The organism is Pseudomonas mendocina, assembly GCF_003008615.1.
Lineage (GTDB): Bacteria > Pseudomonadota > Gammaproteobacteria > Pseudomonadales > Pseudomonadaceae > Aquipseudomonas > Aquipseudomonas mendocina_C.
In genome coordinates this window covers 518,214-535,594 of sequence record NZ_CP027657.1, presented here as the reverse complement: position 1 = coordinate 535,594, position 17,381 = coordinate 518,214, and the positions used below count along the sequence as shown (strand labels likewise).

Here is a 17,381-nt window from a genome sequence, read left to right as displayed (position 1 = left end):
CCGATATCAACTGAGTGGCGCGAATAACGCTGCCAGGTCAGCTTCATCCAGTTGCCATTGGCCCTGGCCACCTCCTTCCAGCACGCCCTTGGCCAGGCTTGCCTTGGCTTGTTGCAGTTGCTGGATCTTCTCTTCGACGCTGCCACGAGCGATCAGCTTGTAGACGAACACCGGTTTGTCCTGGCCGATACGGTAAGCGCGGTCGCTGGCCTGAGCCTCGGCTGCCGGGTTCCACCAGGGGTCGAAGTGGATCACGGTGTCAGCGGCGGTGAGGTTGAGTCCGCTACCACCGGCCTTGAGGCTGATCAGAAAGACCGGGAATTCGCCGGCTTGGAAGCGTTGCACCGGAGTACGCCGATCCTGGGTGCTACCGGTCAGTTTGGCGTAGGCGATCTTGCGCGCCTGCAGCTCTTGCTCTATCAGTGCCAACATCGAGGTGAACTGGGAGAACAGCAGCACACGGCGGCCTTCGTCCACCAGTTCTTCGAGCATATCCAGCAAGGCGCTGAGTTTGCCCGAGTCACTGGCAGTCAACGGGTTGCTGTCTTCCCCCAGCAGGCGCAGATCGCAGCAGCTCTGGCGCAGGCGCAACAATGCCTCGAGGATGACGATGTGGCTACGCGCCAGGCCCTGGCGAGCAATTTCGTCGCGCACTTTCTGATCCATGGCCAGGCGCAGGGTTTCGTAGCGGTCACGCTGTAGCTGGGTCAGCTCGACCCACTGAGTTATCTCGGTCTTCGGCGGCAGCTCGCGGGCCACCTGTTCCTTGGTTCGGCGCAACAGGAACGGACGGATACGACCATTGAGATGAGCCAGTCGCTGACTGTCGCCGCGCTTCTCGATGGGGGTGCGGTAGTCGCGAGTGAAGGCCTTGGCATCGCCCAGCCAGCCAGGCATGAGGAAGTGAAACAGCGACCACAGCTCGCCCAGGTGATTTTCCAGTGGCGTCCCGGTCAGGCACAAGCGCAGGTCGGCCTGTACCTGCGCGGCCGCGCTGGCCGCCTTGCTGCGCGGGTTCTTGATGTTCTGCGCCTCATCGAGGATCAGCAGGCGATAACGGTGCTGATTGAGCGCCTTGAGGTCGCGCGGTAGCAGGGCATAGGTGGTCAGAATCAGATCGTGTGCAGCGATTTCCTCGAACAGTACCTTGCGTTTGCTGCCATGCAGGGCCAGCACGCGCAACTCCGGGGTGAAGCGTGCGGCTTCATCCTGCCAGTTGGGAATCAGGCTGGTGGGCATGACGATCAGCGCTGGCTGTTGCAGGCGCCCGGCCAGTTTTTCGCAGAGGACATGCGCCAGGGTCTGCAAGGTCTTGCCTAGACCCATGTCATCGGCGAGTACACCGCCGACGCGTAATTCGGCCAGGGTCTGCATCCAGTTCAGGCCCTGCAGTTGATAGGCGCGCAGTTCGGCGCGCAAGCCTGGTGGTGCGCCGATTTCCCGGACGGAAAGATGCTGCAGGCGTTCGGCGAAGCCGCGTAGTTCATCGCCACCCTGCCAGCTCAGGGCAGGGCCTGTAGCCAGTTCGGCCAGGCGTGCGGCGTCGGCGCGGCCTAGGCGTAGCGGCAGGTGATCTTCGCCGGGGTCGCGAAAGTACAGCTCGCCGAGCGTTGCCAGCAGCGGTTTGAGGCGAGCGAAGGGCAGGGCGATGCGCTTGCCTCCGTGCGGCAGATTGACCAGCAGGCGGTCTTCATCCGAGCGCTGCGCCAGCGCTTCGGGCGCCAGCAGCCAGGGCGTGCGTCGGATGGCTTGGAGCAGAATCGGCAGCAGGCTCAGACGCTGGCCTTCCACTTCGATGCCCAGTTCAAGATCGAACCAGTTCTGCTGCGGATCTTCCTCGACCTCGGCATACCAGTCGTCGACCTCAGCCAGGTTGTACTGGAAGTCCGGGCGCATATGGATTTGCCAGCCTTCGGCGCGTAGTTGTGGCAAGCGCTGCTGGACGAAATCCAGCCAGTCGCGTTCGCGCTCCAGTTCGAACGGCTCGCCAGCGTCGGCCGGCAGTGCCTCGCTTTGTCGCAACGCCACCTGCAAGCCGAGGCCTTCAAGGCGTTTGCGCAGCGTGGCCTCTACCGTGGCATCACGGATTACGCGCAGATTGGTATCGCCATCCAGGCGCTTGACCAGATCCTTGGCGGGTTTGCCGAAGACCTTATGGCCGGCATAGTCGAAGGCCAGTGCGGCGCGGTGTTGGGTCTGCTCCTGCATGCGTCCCTTGCGCGCATCGAAATGCACGCGCACCTGGCTGCCAAGACTGAGGACGGCAATGGGGGCGATGCCTTCCAGGCGCGTCTCTGCCAGTTCCTTGTTGACCACGATGATGCTCGAGAGATCGTTGCCGTCGCGCTGCTGAGCCTCCAGCGTGAGCAGGGCGGCCACCACATGCTTGCAGTTGAAACCGACAGGACAGTTGCAATGGCCAGTCACGCTCCATTTGCGGCCGTAAGGGTGCAGAGTGATGCGTTGCTGGTAGACCTGCCCGGCCGAGCCGCGGCAATTGGCGAGCAGGCTGTTGTCCTTGAGGCTGAGCAGTTTGCTGCGTTTTTCTTCTGCGTAGGCGATGCCACGGCGCAGGTCACCGGCGCCAAACTCGGAACGCCAGTCTTCCTGGCGTAACTGGTGAATATCCAGGGGCATCAACGAAGCCCCATCGCGCAGAGAAGTGGACGCATGACTTAGCCGTGGCAATGCAAAGCCGCAGATTTTCGCATAGCTGTGAGGCGATTAGCAGGCGTCGTGGTGAGATTGCCGACGTGCTGTCGTGAGCGTTGCCCAGGCCTTCGGCGAGTAGTGCGGGTGCAACCCGCCGCAGCGAAGTTGGCGGGTTGCACCCGCCCTACAGAAATGCCGCGCGGTACTGCCCCGGCGTCGCGCCGAGTGCCTGGCGGAAGCGGTTGCTGAAATGACTGGAGCTGGCAAAGCCACAGCTCAGCGCGACCTCGCTCAGAGACAAGGAAGGCTGGCGTAGCAACTGGCAGGCGCGAGCCAGGCGTCGGGCCAGCACGTAACGGTGCGGTGGCAGGCCGAAGCTGGTCTGGAACATGCGCGCGAAGTGATATTCCGACAGGGCGCAGAGTGATGCCAGTTGGCTTAGCGGCAGTGGCGTTTCCAGGTGCTGCTCGATGAATTCGCGTACACGTCTGCGCTGTATCGGCGCCAGCCCGCCTTTCAGGCGCAGACCCTGGCGTAAGCCAACCTGGGTCAGCAAGGCGTGATCGAGCAGGGCATGGGCCAGACTGCTGGTCAGAAGGCGCTCGCCCGGCTCTTGCCAGTCCAGCGCACAGATCTGACGAAAGCGTGCGGCTTGCTCGGCATCTTCGAGAAAGGTCGCTTCTTCCAGTTGCAAGCTACGCGGCTCACGGTCGAGCAGGGCGACCGCGCCCAGAGCAAAGCGCTCTTGCTCGATATAAAGGTGGGCCAGCTGGATTTCGCCATTGATGATCCAGGCGGATTGGTGTTCGGCCGGCAGGATGCACAATCTGTTCGGTGCCCCCTTGTCACCCGGACGCTCGCGACGAAAGGTACCGGTGCCACCGCTGAGGTAGCACGACAGCGTGTGATGGCTGGGGGCGAGGTAGTCGCGCGCATCATGGGCATTGCTCCAGCGCGCCACGGCCATACCACTGCCCAGTTCGGCAAGACCATGCAGCCGCGCGTTGGGTGAGCGGCTCATGCTTTGAAAAACCTGCAGGTGTTCGAGTTGCGCCATCGTGTTCTCCCGGATGACGCCAATCCTACGCCTGCGCAGCCTGGTTACCAGTCTGCGCGAGTAAAAAAGCGCAATTTTGCGCAAGGGCGGGCAACGCGTGCAAACCGGTCGAGGCCATACTGGATTACTGCCTCGACCGGAGGTGCTGAGAGGATTACCCCGCCACCAGCACGCGAATCGCTTCCAGGCGCAGGGCGGCCTTGTCGAACATCGCCAGGCTCTGTTCGCGCTGCTCGCGCAGGGCGTCGATCTCGCTGTCACGTACGCTCGGGTTGACCGCGCGCAGGGCGACCAGGCGCGCCAGTTCTTCGTCCAGTTCGGCGATCAGGCGGCGCTTGGCCTCACTCACGCGCTCGACATGGCGCGGCATGACCTTGGCTTCGGCGTCGTTGATCTGCTTGGCCAGTACGTCGCGCTGGGCCTGGACGAACTTGTTGGCGCTGGCACGCGGTACGCTTTCGAGCTGGTCGTTGAGCGTCTCGAAGCCAACCTTGGCAGCCAAGTCGTTGCCGTTGGCGTCGAACAGGCAGCGTAGCGCCGCCGGTGGCAGGAAGCGGCCCAGTTGCAGCTTGCGCGGGCCTACCACTTCGCTGACGTAGAGCAGTTCCAGCAGCACGGTGCCGGGCTTGAGCGCCTTGTTCTTGATCAGCGCGACGGCGGTGTTGCCCATCGAGCCGGACAGCACCAGATCCATGCCGCCCTGCACCATGGGGTGTTCCCAGGTAAGGAACTGCATGTCCTCGCGGGCCAGGGCCTGCTCGCGGTCGTAGGTGATGGTCACTGCCTCGTCGTCGCCCAGGGGGAAGCTGGCGTCCAGCATCTTCTCGCTGGGACGCAGGATCAGGGCGTTGTCGGAGTGGTCTTCGCTGTCGATGCCGAAGGCGTTGAACAGCTCTTCCATGTAGATCGGCAGGGTGAACTGGTCGTCCTGTTCGTGGATGGCTTCGACCAGCGCTTCGCCTTCACCGGCGCCGCCGGAGTTCAGCTCCAACAGACGGTCGCGGCCGCTGTGCAGCTCGCCTTCGAGGCGGATGCGCTCGGCGGTGGCTTCGTCCACCAGCTGCTGCCATTGGCCATCGTCGCCGTTTTCCAGCAGCGGCAGCAGGCGCGGGCCGAACTGGTGCTGCAGGGCGTTGCCGGTCGGGCAGGTGGCAAGGAAGGCGTTCAGCGCCTGGTGGTACCACTGGAACAGGCGTTCCTGCGGGCTGTTTTCCAGGTACGGCACGTGCAACTGGATGCGGTGCTTCTGGCCGATACGGTCGAGACGGCCGATGCGTTGTTCGAGCAGATCCGGGTGCGCTGGCAGGTCGAACAGCACCAGGTGATGGGCGAATTGGAAGTTGCGACCTTCGGAGCCGATTTCCGAGCAGATCAGCACCTGTGCGCCGAATTCTTCGTCGGCGAAGTAGGCCGCCGCGCGGTCGCGCTCGAGGATGCTCATGCCTTCGTGGAACACCGTGGCCGGGATGCCGGAACGTACGCGCAGGGCGTCTTCCAGATCCAGTGCGGTCTCGGCGTGGGCACAGATCACCAGCACCTTGAATTTCTTGAGCATCTTCAGGGTATCGATCAGCCACTCGACGCGCGGGTCGATGCGCCACCAGCGTTGCTCGTCGTCGATATCTTCCTGGGTCTGGTAACTGACTTCCGGGTACAGCTCGGCATGCTCGCCCAGCGGCAGCTCCAGGTATTCGTCCGGGCTTGGCAGCGGGTAGGGGTGCAGCTCGCGCTCGGGGAAACCCTGCACGGCGGCGCGGGTGTTACGGAACAACAGACGGCCGGTACCGTGGCGGTCGAGCAGCTCGCGCACCAGGCGGGCACGCGCGTCTTCGTCACCGCCATCGATGGCGTCGAGCAGTTCGCGGCCCTCGTCACCGAGGAAGCCGCCGATGGCATCGCGGGCCTGGGCGCTGAGCTTGCCCTGGTCGAGCAGCTCCTGCACGGCTTCGGCGACCGGGCGGTACTGGCTGCTTTCGGCGCGGAAGGTTTCCAGGTCATGGAAGCGCGCCGGGTCGAGCAGGCGTAGGCGGGCGAAGTGGCTGTCCTGACCGAGCTGTTCCGGGGTGGCGGTAAGCAGCAGCACGCCGGGGATGACCTCGGCCAGTTGCTCGACCAGTGAGTATTCGGCGCTGGCCTGTTCCGGGTGCCAGACCAGGTGGTGGGCTTCGTCGACCACCAGCAGATCCCATCCGGCGGCGAACAGTGCGTCCTGGGCTTTTTCGTCTTCCTTCAGCCACTCCAAGGCGACCAGCGCCAGCTGGCAGTCTTCGAAGGGGTTGCTGGCGTCGCTTTCCATGAAGCGCTCGGCGTCGAACAGGGCCACGTCGAGGTTGAAACGGCGGCGCATTTCCACCAGCCACTGGTGCTGCAGGTTTTCCGGCACCAGGATCAGCACGCGGCTGGCGCGGCCGGAGAGCAGCTGGCGATGGATCACCAGGCCGGCTTCGATGGTCTTGCCCAGGCCCACTTCGTCGGCCAGCAGCACGCGTGGTGCGATGCGGTCGGCCACTTCGCGGGCGATGTGCAACTGGTGGGCGATCGGCTGCGCGCGTGCACCGCCCAGGCCCCACAGCGAAGACTGCAGCAGGCGGCTGTTGTGTTCCAGGCTGTGGTAGCGCAGGGCGAACCAGGCCAGCGGGTCGATCTGGCCGGCGAACAGGCGGTCGCTGGCCAGGCGGAACTGGATGAAGTTCGACAGCTGGGTTTCCGGCATGGTGACCGGCTGATGCTGGGCATTGAGGCCGTGGTAGACCAGCAGGCCGTCGACGTCCTCGACTTCCTGCACGGTGAGCTTCCAGCCCTCGAAATGGGTGATTTCGTCACCCGGGGCGAAGCGCACACGGGTCAGCGGGGCATTGCGCGTGGCGTACTGGCGGGTTTCGCCGGTGGCCGGGTAGAGCACGGTGAGTAGGCGGCCGTCCTCGGCGAGGATGGTTCCCAGACCCAATTCCGCTTCGCTGTCACTGATCCAGCGTTGCCCCGGTTGATACTGCGCCATGCCTGTCTCCCGCGTGAAAAAGCCGGCTATGGTAACGGATGCCGAGCCGCGGCCAAAGCGGTCGTGGCACTATCGTTGCGTCCGTCAGTCGAAAGTGTAGCGAGCACGCCCTCAAGTCGCGTGTCGCGGGGCCGACAGCCTGACCAAAGGAGGTGCTGTTCATGCTGCCACCGATCCCCCATAGCCTGGTGCCGGTCACGGCCACGCAGGACGTGATCAAGCCCAAGCCCGAGATCCCGCCGGTGACTCCGGCCGAGGAGAGCGCCAAGGAAAGTGCGCTGGGCCTGGAGAGGCGGCACCCGCAGGAAACCGAGGAACTGCTGCGCGAGGAGCAGCGTCGGCGCCAGCGGCGTGGCTACACCCCTGAACAGTTGGCCGAGGCCGAGCCGGAAGAGGTGGAACAGGCTCTGGGTGACTTGCCCCGCCAAGGACTGTGGGTGGATGTTGAAGTCTGAGACACTCCTTTCATTCTCGTTCATGTAGATCGTCATGCTGTTCGCCGACCCCTTGCCCTCACTCGCCGATGCCGAACTGAACTACCTGCCCGGCTGGGTCGACCCCGCGCTCGCCGACAACTGGCTGCATACGCTGGTCGAGCAGACGCCCTGGCAGCAGCCGGAGCTGTTCATTCACGGCCGTTATCACCGAACGCCTCGGCTGACCGCCTGGTACGGCGACCCGGCGGCGCGCTATCGCTATTCCGGGACGATTCACCAGCCGCTGCCCTGGACGCCGCTGCTCGACGAGGTTCGTCAGCGGGTCACGGAGACTGTGGGGCAACCGCTCAATGCCGTGCTGCTCAACTATTACCGCGACGGCCAGGACTCCATGGGCTGGCACAGCGATGCCGAGCCAGAGCTGGGGCGCGATCCGCTGATCGCCTCGCTCAATCTGGGCGGCAGCCGCCGTTTCGACCTGCGCCGGGTCGGCAGCACGCGCATCGAACATTCGCTGACGCTGGAGCACGCTTCGCTACTGGTCATGCGCGGGCCAACCCAGCATCATTGGCAACATCAAGTGGCGAAGACGCGCCAAGCCTGCGCGCCGCGCCTGAACCTGACCTTTCGCCTGATCCGGTTTCCGCTATGAGCAATGACGACAAGCTGATCGATTTCGCCGCCGAGCGCGACAAGCGTATCCATGATCTCAACGACAAGCGCCTCAACGAGATGCGCCAGGTCTTCGAGCAGGTGCTGCCGCTGGGCAAGGCCAAGAAGAAGTCCAAGAGCAAGCCGAAGAAACGCTGAACACCTCTGCATTTCCCGTTGCATGCGGCCGCTGGGCCGCGCCTCCCGCCTCCTACCCCCTCGATTTCTTGACCTGGGTCAGTATTCCCCCAGGCCGGGTCGCGCCTGCTCGTCGGCTATTGATCCAGATCAATTTTCCCGCCGCCAGCGCTGATAACGTGAAGCCATCCCAGACAGACAGGCGCAAAAGGAGACAGCCATGTTCGTCGATACAGTAGTTCTCGCCGGAGTCGGCACCGTGCTTCTGATGGTCGCGTTCTTCGGGGGTGTTGGTTATTTCATCTGGAAGGATGCTCACAAGCGCAAGCAGAGCTAACCCTTCCAGTTCACTGGGCACGCAAGGCAATTCGGGCGACTTCGGTCGCCCTTTTTTTTGCCCGACGTTCCGGGTGACAACCTGCGGGCTGCTGCCTGGCGACCTGAAATCATTTCTCCCTCTGGACAGATATAGTTAGCTAGCTAATAATTTGTTTTCGCATGGAAGCGGAACCCTATCGCTGCAGCTATGTTCAGAGCTGAGATTTCTTCAGGTAGCCATCGTGCGTGATTCCTTGCTGGCGTTTCTCGTGCCAAGCTCGCAAGCCGTTCAATTCGCCATCAAGACCCTGCTCGGCGGCGGTCTGGCGCTGTGGTGCGCGTTGCGTTTCGGCCTGGAACAACCGCAGTGGGCGCTGATGACCGCCTTCATCGTAGCCCAGCCGCTGTCCGGCATGGTGGTGCAGAAAGGACTGGCGCGGCTGCTCGGCACTCTGGTCGGCACCTTCATGGCCGTGGTGATGATGGGGCTGTTCGCCCAGGCGCCGCTGCTGTTCATACTGGCCTTCGCCTTGTGGCTGGCGTTGTGCACGGCTGCCTCGACCATGTTGCGCAGCGCCTGGTCGTACTCTTTCGTGTTGGCCGGCTACACCGTGGCGATCATCGCCTTGCCGGCCATCGGCAAGCCGCATGTGGTGTTCGATGAAGCCATCGCCCGCTGCACGGAAATCTGTCTGGGCATTGTCTGCGCCACCCTGAGCAGCGCCTTGCTCTGGCCGCAACGCGTTGAGCGGCAACTGGCGCAGCAGGCGCGCAACACCTGGCAGGCCGGCGTCGCCGCGTCGCGCCAGGCGCTGGCCGGCGAGGTCGACTCGCGGCAGGGCTTACTGGAGGTGCTGGCGCGTATCGTCGCCGTCGATGCCCAGCGTGAGCACGCCTGGTTCGAGGGCGCGCAGGGGCGCCAGCGCGCCGTAGCGTTGCGGGTGTTGAGCCGTGACCTGCTCGGTATGCTGCGTCTGGCCCGTGGTGTAGCGCGGCAGTGGCGACAGCTGGGTAGCACCGAGGCGCAGGCGGTCGCGCCCTGGTTGCAGGTGGTGGATGAGCGTCTGCAACAGACACAACCAGCAGGCCTGTTGGAGCTGGTCGAGCAATTACGCTTGGCCGCGCAGGACGAAGAGTTGAGCAGTGGCCAGCAGTTGTGTCTGGAGCGGTTGATGGTGCTGTTGCTACGTGTCGAGGACGCCAGTCGTGCCTTGCGCGCGGTCGAGGAGGGTAAAGCTCCGGCCGATGCGCCGCGTGCCTTGTCCTGGCATTACGACTGGCAGGCCGCACTGGTGTATGGCTCGCGCAGCGCGCTGACCTTCCTGACCCTGGCGGCGTTCTGGCTGGCCACTGGCTGGACGCACGCCACCGGTGCGTTGCTCCTGGCCTGCGTGGTCTGCAGTCTGTTCGCGCGGCTCGAAGCAGCGCCGCAGATCGGCATGATGTTCTTGCGCGGCATCTTCTACGCACTGCCGGTGGCGTTCTTCGTCGGGCAGATCCTTATGCCGCAGATCGATGGCTTCGTGATGCTTTGCATGGTGCTAGGCGTGCCGCTGTTCTTCGGCGTGCTGGGCATGGCCAAGCCGGCGACGGCCGCCACATCCACTTCGTTCTGCCTGCATTTCATCGTGCTCTGCCTGCCGGCGCCGGGTGTCGGTTACAACGTCGAGTTCTTCCTCAATGAGGCGCCGGGCATGCTGATGGGCGTGGGCTGTGCGGTGATGGCGTTCAAACTGGTGGTACTGCGCAATCCGGTCTGGCATGGCCGCCGCCTGATGCAGGCGGTTCTGGCCGACCTCGGACGCTTGACCCGTCGCGACCTGGGGCGTGCCGAGAACTGGTTCGGCGGGCGTATGGCTGATCGTCTGATCCAGCTGGCGAGGCACTATCCGGTACGTCCGGATCAGGCGCGCAGCCGCTGGGACGATGGCGTGGCCGGTCTCGACCTGGGCGACGAGTTGCTGCACCTGCGCAAGTGTCTGGCCAATGCCGATGCAGGCCTGGCGCGGTCGCAGCAGCGTTTCCTGGAGCGCCTCGACGACGCGCTGGAACGTGGCCCCGCGCCAGGGCGTGAAGATGATCTGAACGCAGCGGTGGCCGAATTGCAGGAGGCCCTGCGCGCCTGCACGCCCAGCATCGACAAGCGCCTGGCCGAGGCGGCGTTGTTGCAGCTGCAGAACGGCTGGCGCCACTGGTGCCATTTGAAGGGAGAAGCCCATGGGCTTGCATGAATGGTCGCTGGGCGGCGTGTTGCTGAGCCCGATGGCGGCCTACGCGGTATTGGCGCTGTTGCTGACCGGCGTGTTGCGCCTAGGGCTGCAGCGCGTCGGGCTGTCGCGCTGGATCTGGCATGAAGCCCTGTTCGACTGTGCCTTGTATGTCTGCGTGCTGGCGGCCGTGATGGTCGTCCTGGCGCATTGAGGAGAAGAAAGCATGCATTCGACCATTCGAGTCGGCATCACCCTGGCCATGGTGGGGGCGGCGATATTCGCCGGTTCCTGGATCTGGCAGCACTACATGTACTCGCCCTGGACGCGTGACGCCCGCGTGCGCGCCGACGTGGTGACCATCGCCCCGGACGTGTCCGGCTGGGTGGTCGAACTCAAGGTGCGCGACAACCAGCAGGTCAAGGCGGGCGATCTGCTGATGAGCATCGACCGTGACCGCTATCAGGCGGCGGTGGAGAAAGCCAGGGCGGTGGTGGACATTCGCCGTCAGCAGTTGAGCCTGCGTGAACATGAGGCCTCGCGCCGTTCCCGCCTGGGCGCCCAGGCGATCAGTGCCGAGCTGCTGGAAAACGCGCAGATCAATGCCGAGATGGCGCGCAGCGAATACCGCGAAGCGCAGGCTGATCTGCGTGTGGCCGAGCTGAATCTGGCGCGCAGCGAAGTGCACGCCCCGCGTGATGGGCAGATAACCAATCTGGTGCTGGCGCAGGGCAATTACGTGAATGCCGGGCAGGCGGTGATGGCGCTGGTCGATACCCAATCGTTCTACGTGCAGGCGTATTTCGAGGAGACCAAGCTGCCGCGCATTCAGATTGGCGCGCCGGTGGAGGTCTGGTTGATGGGCGGTGATCAGCAGATCCGCGGCGAGGTGGAAAGCATCAGTCGCGGCATCACCGACCGCAACGCCAGCCCGGACGGGCAATTGCTGGCCGATGTCGAACCGACCTTCAACTGGGTGCGTCTGGCGCAGCGCATTCCGGTGCGCATCAAGCTCGACCAGGTGCCCGAGGGCATGGTGCTGAGCGCCGGGATGACCGCCAGCGTGCGGGTGGAGTAGGGCGTGTGGGAGGGGCTTTAGCCGCGAGCCCTTTATCGGTTGTCGCGGCTAAAGCCCCTCCCACATGATCGCTCCCACGCTCCGCGTGGTAGCACAGTCTAGGACGCGGAGCGTCCGCTGCGGTTCAGGCAGCGTCTAGCATCGCCAAGAGAGACGCGGAGCGTCCCAAGTGCAGGTGCCCACGCAGAGCGTGGGTACCATCAACACACATTGTGTCAGCCGCGCTCGATCTGCGCCGGCGTACGGCGCATCAGCACCTTGCCGTGGCGCACCGACACCAGCGCGTGGCCCTGGCTGCGCACCATCTCGTAATCGTCCGGCGCCGACAGGATCAGCAGGTTGGCCGGGCGACCCGCCTCCAGCCCGTAACGATCGCCCAGCGCCAGAGCGCGCGCCGAGTTGTCGGTGATCAGATCCAGGCTGCGCTTGAGGTCTTCGTAGCCGAGCATGTGGCATATATGCAGGCCGGCTTCGAGGATGCGCAGGATGTTGCCGTTACCCAGCGGATACCAGGGATCGACGATGGAATCCTGGCCGAAGCAGACGTTCATCCCGGCGCGGTCGATCTCCGCCACGCGAGTCAGACCGCGGCGTTTCGGGTAGGTGTCGAAGCGGCCCTGCAGGTGGATGCTTTCGGTGGGGCAGGAGATGAAGCTGATGCCGCTCATTTTCAGCAGGCGGAACAGCTTGGAGCAGTAGGCGTTGTCGTAGGAGCCCATGGCCGTGGTGTGGCTGGCGGTGACGCGCGCGCCCATGCCGCGCACGCGGGCCTCCTCGGCCAGCACTTCGAGAAAGCGCGACTGCGGGTCGTCGGTCTCGTCGCAATGCACGTCCACCAGACAGCCGGTGCGCTCAGCCAGATCCATGAGGAACTTGATCGACGACACGCCCTGGTCACGGGTGTTCTCGAAGTGTGGGATGCCGCCGACCACGTCGGCGCCCAATTCGATGGCCTGCTCCATCAGCGCGCGACCATTGGCGTAGGACTCGATGCCCTCTTGCGGGAAGGCGACGATCTGCAGGTCGATCAGATGGCGGGTTTCCTCGCGCACTTCGAGCATGGCCTTGAGCGCGGCCAGGGTCGGGTCGGTGACGTCGACATGGGTACGCACATGCTGGATGCCGTGGTCGACCAGCATGTCGATGGTCTTCCTGGCGCGGGTTTTGGTGTCTTCATGGGTGACCAGCGCCTTGCGCTCGGCCCAGCGCTCGATGCCCTCGAACAGCGTGCCGCTCATGTTCCAGGCCGGCTCGCCGGCGGTCAGTGTGGCGTCGAGGTGGATGTGCGGCTCGACGAAGGGCGGCACGACCAGGTTGCCGGCTGCGTCCAGATCGCCCTCGGCGATGGGATGCAGGGCGTGCTGGGCCTCGATGGCGGCGATGCGCTCTCCGTTCAGGGTGATGCGGTGCAGGCCGTCGCGGCCGCGCAGGCTGGCATTGTGGATGATCATCAGGTTTCCTCTCAGGCAGGCGACGACAGACGCCGGATCAACAGCGCGACGCTGATGTTCAGGCGGTCGTGCGGGTCTTCGAACGAGCAGCCGGTCAGCGCTTCTATGCGCTGTAGACGGTAGCTCAGGGTATTGCGGTGAACGTTCAGGCGTTGCGCGGCCAGGGCCAGGTTGCCGTTCTCGGCGAACCAGGCTTCCAGCGTCGGCATCAGCACCGGTTGGTGGCGCGAGTCGTCGCCGATCAGCGGGCCGACCACGCGTTCGACGAAGCGATCAAGCAGGCTGCGGTCGCGAATCGCGCCGAGCAGCTCCAGCACGCCCAATTCATTGAAACTGCACAGACCCAGACGCTCGGGAAAGCGCTGCGCTACGGCCAGTGCCTGGCGCGCCTCACCCAGGCCCTGGGCGAAACGCGAGGCACCGCAACCGGCGCTGCCCAGGCCTAGGAACAGCCGCAGAGGGCCGAGTTGTGGGCGCAGTTCGTCGAGCAGCGCAGTCATGGCCTGGCGGTTACGCGCTTCGGCGGGGGCATCAGGGCAGGGCAGCAGGGCGATCCAGTGGCGGCCCTGGCTGACCAGCGGCAGCGCGTCACCGAGTTCGCCGAGACATTGCTCCAGACGCCGTTGCAGCAATTGCTGGCGACTCTGCAGCTGGCGCTCGGCGTCTTCGTCGGGCAGGTCGCCGAACAATTGCTCGCTGCCGTCGAGGCGCAGCAGCGCCACCTGACGCGGCACATGCAGGGCCAGGCCAAGGCTGTCGCCACGTTGCAGCAGCACGTCGAGTGACTGGTAATCGCCGTCGAGTACCTGCTCCAGTACGTGCTGGCGCGAACGGCCGAGCTGTTGCGCCTGAACCAGCGCAGTGCCGATAGCCTGGGTGACCACCACCATCTTCAGCGCATAGGGCTGCTCGATTAGCGGCAGGCCAAGGCGCTCGGCTTCGGCTATGACGCTGGGCGGAATGGCCTGGATGAACTCGGCACCCGTGAGGATGACCATGCCGGCGACGAGGCGCTCATGCCCCTCGCGCACCAGGCGTAGCAGGTTGCCTTCGTCGCGCGGGTGGTTGATGCCGGTGACGAAGATCAACTCGCCGCCCATGACCCAGTCGGCGATGCCTTCGTTCTCGGCCACGTAGGGCCAGCGCACGGCATTGTCGCGCCCGGCCTGGCCGGCACGCAGGTGCATGCTGTCCAGGCCGGGCAGGGCAAGTACGTCGGCGACGGTCAGGCTCACGCGCCGGCGACCTGCTGGCGGCCGGCCAGAACTTTGTGCAGTTCGAACAGCGCGACGTAGACCACCGCCGCTACAGCGATGCCAACCAGTGGCGCGACCCAGGGCGAGAAGTAGGCGCACAGCGCGCCAGCGAAATAGGCGCCCAGGCCGACCCAGTTGAACGCCGGCAGGTTCGCGTCGAAGAGTTTCGGGTAGTGTCCGCGATGGCCGTAGAAGTAGTCGGCCATGATCACGCCACCGATGGGCGGGATGATCGAACCGAGCAGGATCAGAAAGGGAATCAGCAGCTCGTACATGCCGCCGATGGCCAGCCCGGTACCGATGGCTGCGCCGACGATGGTCATGGTCTTGCGCCGACCGGTACGCAGCAGGTTGCAGCCGGCGGCAGCGAAGTTGTAGATGGTGTTGTCCTGGGTCGTCCACAGGTTGAGGAACAGCATCACCACGGCGGCCATGGATAGGCCCTGCAGCACCAGCACTTCGACGATGTCCGGTTGCTGGTAGACGATGGCGCCATAAGCGCCGGCGACGATCATCAGACCGTTGCCGATGAAGAAACCGACCATGCTGGCGATCACCGCGGTACGACCGTTGCGGGCGAAGCGAGTCCAGTTGGTGGCCTGGGTGGCGCCACTGACGAAGGTGCCGAAGACCAGGGTGATGGCGGCGCTGAGGGTCATGCTCTGGGTCGGCTCCACGGCCATCAGCGCGGCCAGGCCGCCGATGTCGTCGGTGGCGATCCACAGCGAACAGACCAGCAGGGCGAGCATGGCCGGTACGGAAATGCGCGAGAGGATGTCCAGGCCCTTGTAGCCGACGAAGGCTGTGACGCAGAAACCGAAGCCGAACAACACCATCAGCGGGATGGTCAGGCCTTGCGGCAGGTCGAGAATCTTCACCAGGACGATGGCGATGGTCGCCGTTCCCCAGGCGTACCAGCCGATCTGGGTGAAACCGAGTAGCACGTCGGACAGCTTGCTGCCGGCCTCGCCGAAACAGAAGCGGCCCATCAGCACCGAGTTCAGGCCGCTGCGGCAGGCGATCAGGCCGAGCACCGCGGCGTACAGACCGAGCAGCAGGTTGCCGATGATCGCAGCCCAGATCAGCGTGGTGAAATCGAAGGCCATGCCGATCTTGCCGCCTGCGAACATGGTGGCGGTGAAGAAGGTGAAGGAGAACAGCATGATCGACGTGGAGAACAGACCCTTGCGGGCGTGGCTGGGGACTTCGCTCAGCGGGAAATCGCTATCGGGGGTAGGGTGGCTCATGGCCCTGGCTCCGGTAAGAGGGTGAGGCCTTGGCGATAGCAGGGGGCGTGCCAGAATCGGCGCAGCGGGCAGGTTGGCAAGGTGATCAAAGGATTTTGTGCGAAGTGCACAAAGAAATGCACTTATGCAGCGCCAGGTCGCTCAAGGTTTGTGAGTGTAGAACAAAAGTGGTGCGCGGCGCTGCTGCCGCGCACCAGCTTGCAGCGCCTCAGTTGACGGTGACTTGCGGCATCGGCGGCATGGTCACGGTCTGCTCGGCACTCGGGGCGAGCACTTCGGCTTCGCCGTCGACCACTTGCTTGCCGTCCTGGTTGAACACGCGGGTGGCGATGCGCACGCGGTTCTTCGGCAGCTTTTCCAGTACTTCCAGCTTCACGGTGAGGGTGTCGCCGAGTTTCACCGGGCGGGTGAACTTGAGCTGCTGGCCGAGGTAGATGGTGCCCGGGCCAGGCAGGTTGCAGGCGATGGCGGCACTGATCAGTGCGCCGGTGAACATGCCGTGGGCAATGCGTTCCTTGAACATCGTCTCGGCGGCGAAGGCGGCGTCCAGATGCACCGGGTTGTTGTCGCCAGATACTGCCGCGAACAGTTGCACGTCGCGCTCTTGCACCTGCTTTTCGAAGCTGGCCTGCTGGCCAACGCTGAGGGCGTCGTAAGGGATATTGGTGACCTGACTCATGAGGGCTCCTTGAGAGGGTGTCGGCTATGGTTCAGCGCCTGCTGCAACCACTCGATCAGTTGGGCAGTGACCTCGTCACGATTGCTCTCGTTGAGCAGCTCGTGACGGGCCTCGGGATAAATCTTCAGTTGTACATCGCGCACCCCGGCTTCGCGCAGGGTGCCAGCCAGATCCTTCAGGCGCTTGCCTTCACTGATGGGGTCGCTGTCGCCGCCGATCACCAGCAGCGGCAGATCGGCATCGATCTGCGCCAGATTCTGCACCGGGGTGATCTGTTGCAGACCTTCGAACAGGTCGCACCACAACTGCGTGGTGCAGACGAAACCGCACAGTGGATCGGTCACGTACTTGTCCACTTCGACCGGGTCACGGCTGAGCCAGTCGAAGGCGGTGCGGTTAGGCTTGAACGCCTTGTTGAACGAGCCGAAGGAAAGAAAATCGATGACCTTGCTGCGGCCCTTCGGCCCCAGACGCCAGCGTTCGAAGCCGGCGATCAGCCGGGCGGCCTTGTACAGCGCCACCGGCTGGTAGTTGGAGCCGGAGAGCACGGCGCCCTGCAAGCTGCAGCTATGCCCCATCAGGTAGGCCATGCCGATGTAGCTGCCCATGCTGTGGCCGAGCAGGAATATCGGCGTATGCGGGTGTTGCTGGCGGATGTGGTGGTTGAGGGTAGAGAGGTCACCGACCACCTTGCTCCAGCCATTTTCGTCGGCGTAATGACCGAGGGTACCGCGTTCGGCGGTGGCGCCATGACCGCGCTGATCCAGCGCGTAGAGTGCGAAGCCTGCCGCTACCAGCGCTTCGGCCAGGCGTGCGTAGCGCAAGCTGTGCTCTGCCATGCCATGAGAGAGCATGACCATGGCCCGTGGTGGTTCGGCGCCGTACCAGTGGTTGACGTGCAGCGGCAGGCCGTCGCTTGCATTGAGGGTGAAACTGTCGTGGCGCATGGCGAATCCTTGTGCCGGAAGTTGGCGGCATTGTGCACCTTGGCCGTCATCAGGCATAGCACCGGCGCTTTCCCTCGAAGCGCAAAGATCGGTTACGAATCACTACATTTATTGCGAAATTCAGCCCATCAATGACGCCTTCGAGCTATTTGCGGCGCAGCTCTAAGCTGCTACTTTCCGGGCAGTCCCTCAGGGCGCCTGCAAGAACTCTCCGCATTGTCAGCGTGGCGTTGCAAGGTGCTCGATGCGGGCCAGATCACTTCAG

The 17,381-nt window shown here is 64.2% G+C and carries 15 protein-coding genes; 7 read left to right on the top strand and 8 right to left on the bottom strand.

Annotated features, from left to right (window positions below):
- Window positions 1–6 precede the first annotated feature (6 nt).
- The 3 genes from C7A17_RS02525 to rapA form a co-directional block, all read right to left on the bottom strand.
- On the bottom strand, window positions 7–2,637 hold the full coding sequence (locus C7A17_RS02525; RefSeq protein ID WP_106736532.1) for a DEAD/DEAH box helicase: 2,631 nt from the start codon (window positions 2,635–2,637) through the stop codon (window positions 7–9).
- A 199-nt stretch (window positions 2,638–2,836) separates the two neighbouring features.
- Entirely contained in the window at window positions 2,837–3,709 is an 873-nt protein-coding gene (locus C7A17_RS02520; protein WP_106736531.1) for a helix-turn-helix domain-containing protein, read from the bottom strand.
- A gap of 154 nt (window positions 3,710–3,863) precedes the next feature.
- Entirely contained in the window at window positions 3,864–6,707 is a 2,844-nt protein-coding gene (rapA, locus tag C7A17_RS02515; RefSeq protein ID WP_106736530.1) for an RNA polymerase-associated protein RapA, read from the bottom strand.
- A gap of 161 nt (window positions 6,708–6,868) precedes the next feature.
- Here rapA and C7A17_RS02510 point away from each other — a divergent pair, with 161 nt between their 5' ends.
- The 7 genes from C7A17_RS02510 (at window position 6,869) to C7A17_RS02490 (ending at window position 11,536) form a co-directional block, all read left to right on the top strand.
- Window positions 6,869–7,162 carry an aspartate-semialdehyde dehydrogenase gene (locus C7A17_RS02510; protein ID WP_106736529.1) on the top strand — a complete coding sequence of 98 codons (294 nt, stop codon included), beginning with the start codon at window positions 6,869–6,871 and terminating at the stop codon, window positions 7,160–7,162.
- Window positions 7,163–7,196: 34 nt separating this feature from the next.
- Entirely contained in the window at window positions 7,197–7,796 is a 600-nt protein-coding gene (locus C7A17_RS02505) for an alpha-ketoglutarate-dependent dioxygenase AlkB family protein (protein WP_106736528.1), read from the top strand.
- On the top strand, window positions 7,793–7,954 hold the full coding sequence (locus C7A17_RS26890) for a hypothetical protein (RefSeq protein ID WP_177323694.1): 162 nt from the start codon (window positions 7,793–7,795) through the stop codon (window positions 7,952–7,954). The genes C7A17_RS02505 and C7A17_RS26890 overlap by 4 nt, the downstream gene beginning before the upstream one ends.
- 199 nt (window positions 7,955–8,153) lie before the next feature.
- Window positions 8,154–8,270, top strand: a complete 117-nt coding sequence (gene ccoM / locus C7A17_RS27235; RefSeq protein ID WP_017361612.1) for a cytochrome c oxidase subunit CcoM — start codon at window positions 8,154–8,156, stop codon at window positions 8,268–8,270.
- A gap of 223 nt (window positions 8,271–8,493) precedes the next feature.
- Window positions 8,494–10,482 carry an FUSC family protein gene (locus tag C7A17_RS02500; RefSeq protein ID WP_106736527.1) on the top strand — a complete coding sequence of 663 codons (1,989 nt, stop codon included), beginning with the start codon at window positions 8,494–8,496 and terminating at the stop codon, window positions 10,480–10,482.
- Entirely contained in the window at window positions 10,469–10,672 is a 204-nt protein-coding gene (locus tag C7A17_RS02495; RefSeq protein WP_106736526.1) for a DUF1656 domain-containing protein, read from the top strand. Before C7A17_RS02500 ends, C7A17_RS02495 begins: the two co-directional genes overlap by 14 nt.
- A gap of 12 nt (window positions 10,673–10,684) precedes the next feature.
- Window positions 10,685–11,536 (top strand): efflux RND transporter periplasmic adaptor subunit, encoded by an 852-nt coding sequence (locus C7A17_RS02490; RefSeq protein ID WP_106736525.1) that lies wholly within the window; start codon window positions 10,685–10,687, stop codon window positions 11,534–11,536.
- 215 nt (window positions 11,537–11,751) lie between these two features.
- Here C7A17_RS02490 and codA read toward each other — a convergent pair whose 3' ends face one another.
- The 5 genes from codA to C7A17_RS02465 all read right to left on the bottom strand — a co-directional run bounded on the left by codA (window position 11,752) and on the right by C7A17_RS02465 (window position 17,116).
- A complete protein-coding gene (codA, locus tag C7A17_RS02485; protein ID WP_106736524.1) occupies window positions 11,752–12,987 on the bottom strand; it encodes a cytosine deaminase in 1,236 nt (411 codons plus the stop codon).
- Window positions 12,988–12,998: 11 nt separating this feature from the next.
- A complete protein-coding gene (locus tag C7A17_RS02480) occupies window positions 12,999–14,222 on the bottom strand; it encodes a PucR family transcriptional regulator (protein ID WP_106736523.1) in 1,224 nt (407 codons plus the stop codon).
- The gene (codB, locus tag C7A17_RS02475; protein WP_106736522.1) at window positions 14,219–15,490 is read right to left on the bottom strand and encodes a cytosine permease; all 1,272 of its coding nucleotides are present in this window, start codon (window positions 15,488–15,490) and stop codon (window positions 14,219–14,221) included. The genes C7A17_RS02480 and codB overlap by 4 nt, the downstream gene beginning before the upstream one ends.
- Before the next feature lie 208 nt (window positions 15,491–15,698).
- Window positions 15,699–16,169, bottom strand: a complete 471-nt coding sequence (locus C7A17_RS02470) for a MaoC family dehydratase (protein WP_106736521.1) — start codon at window positions 16,167–16,169, stop codon at window positions 15,699–15,701.
- Window positions 16,166–17,116 carry an alpha/beta hydrolase gene (locus C7A17_RS02465; RefSeq protein WP_106736520.1) on the bottom strand — a complete coding sequence of 317 codons (951 nt, stop codon included), beginning with the start codon at window positions 17,114–17,116 and terminating at the stop codon, window positions 16,166–16,168. Before C7A17_RS02465 ends, C7A17_RS02470 begins: the two co-directional genes overlap by 4 nt.
- Window positions 17,117–17,381 lie beyond the last annotated feature (265 nt).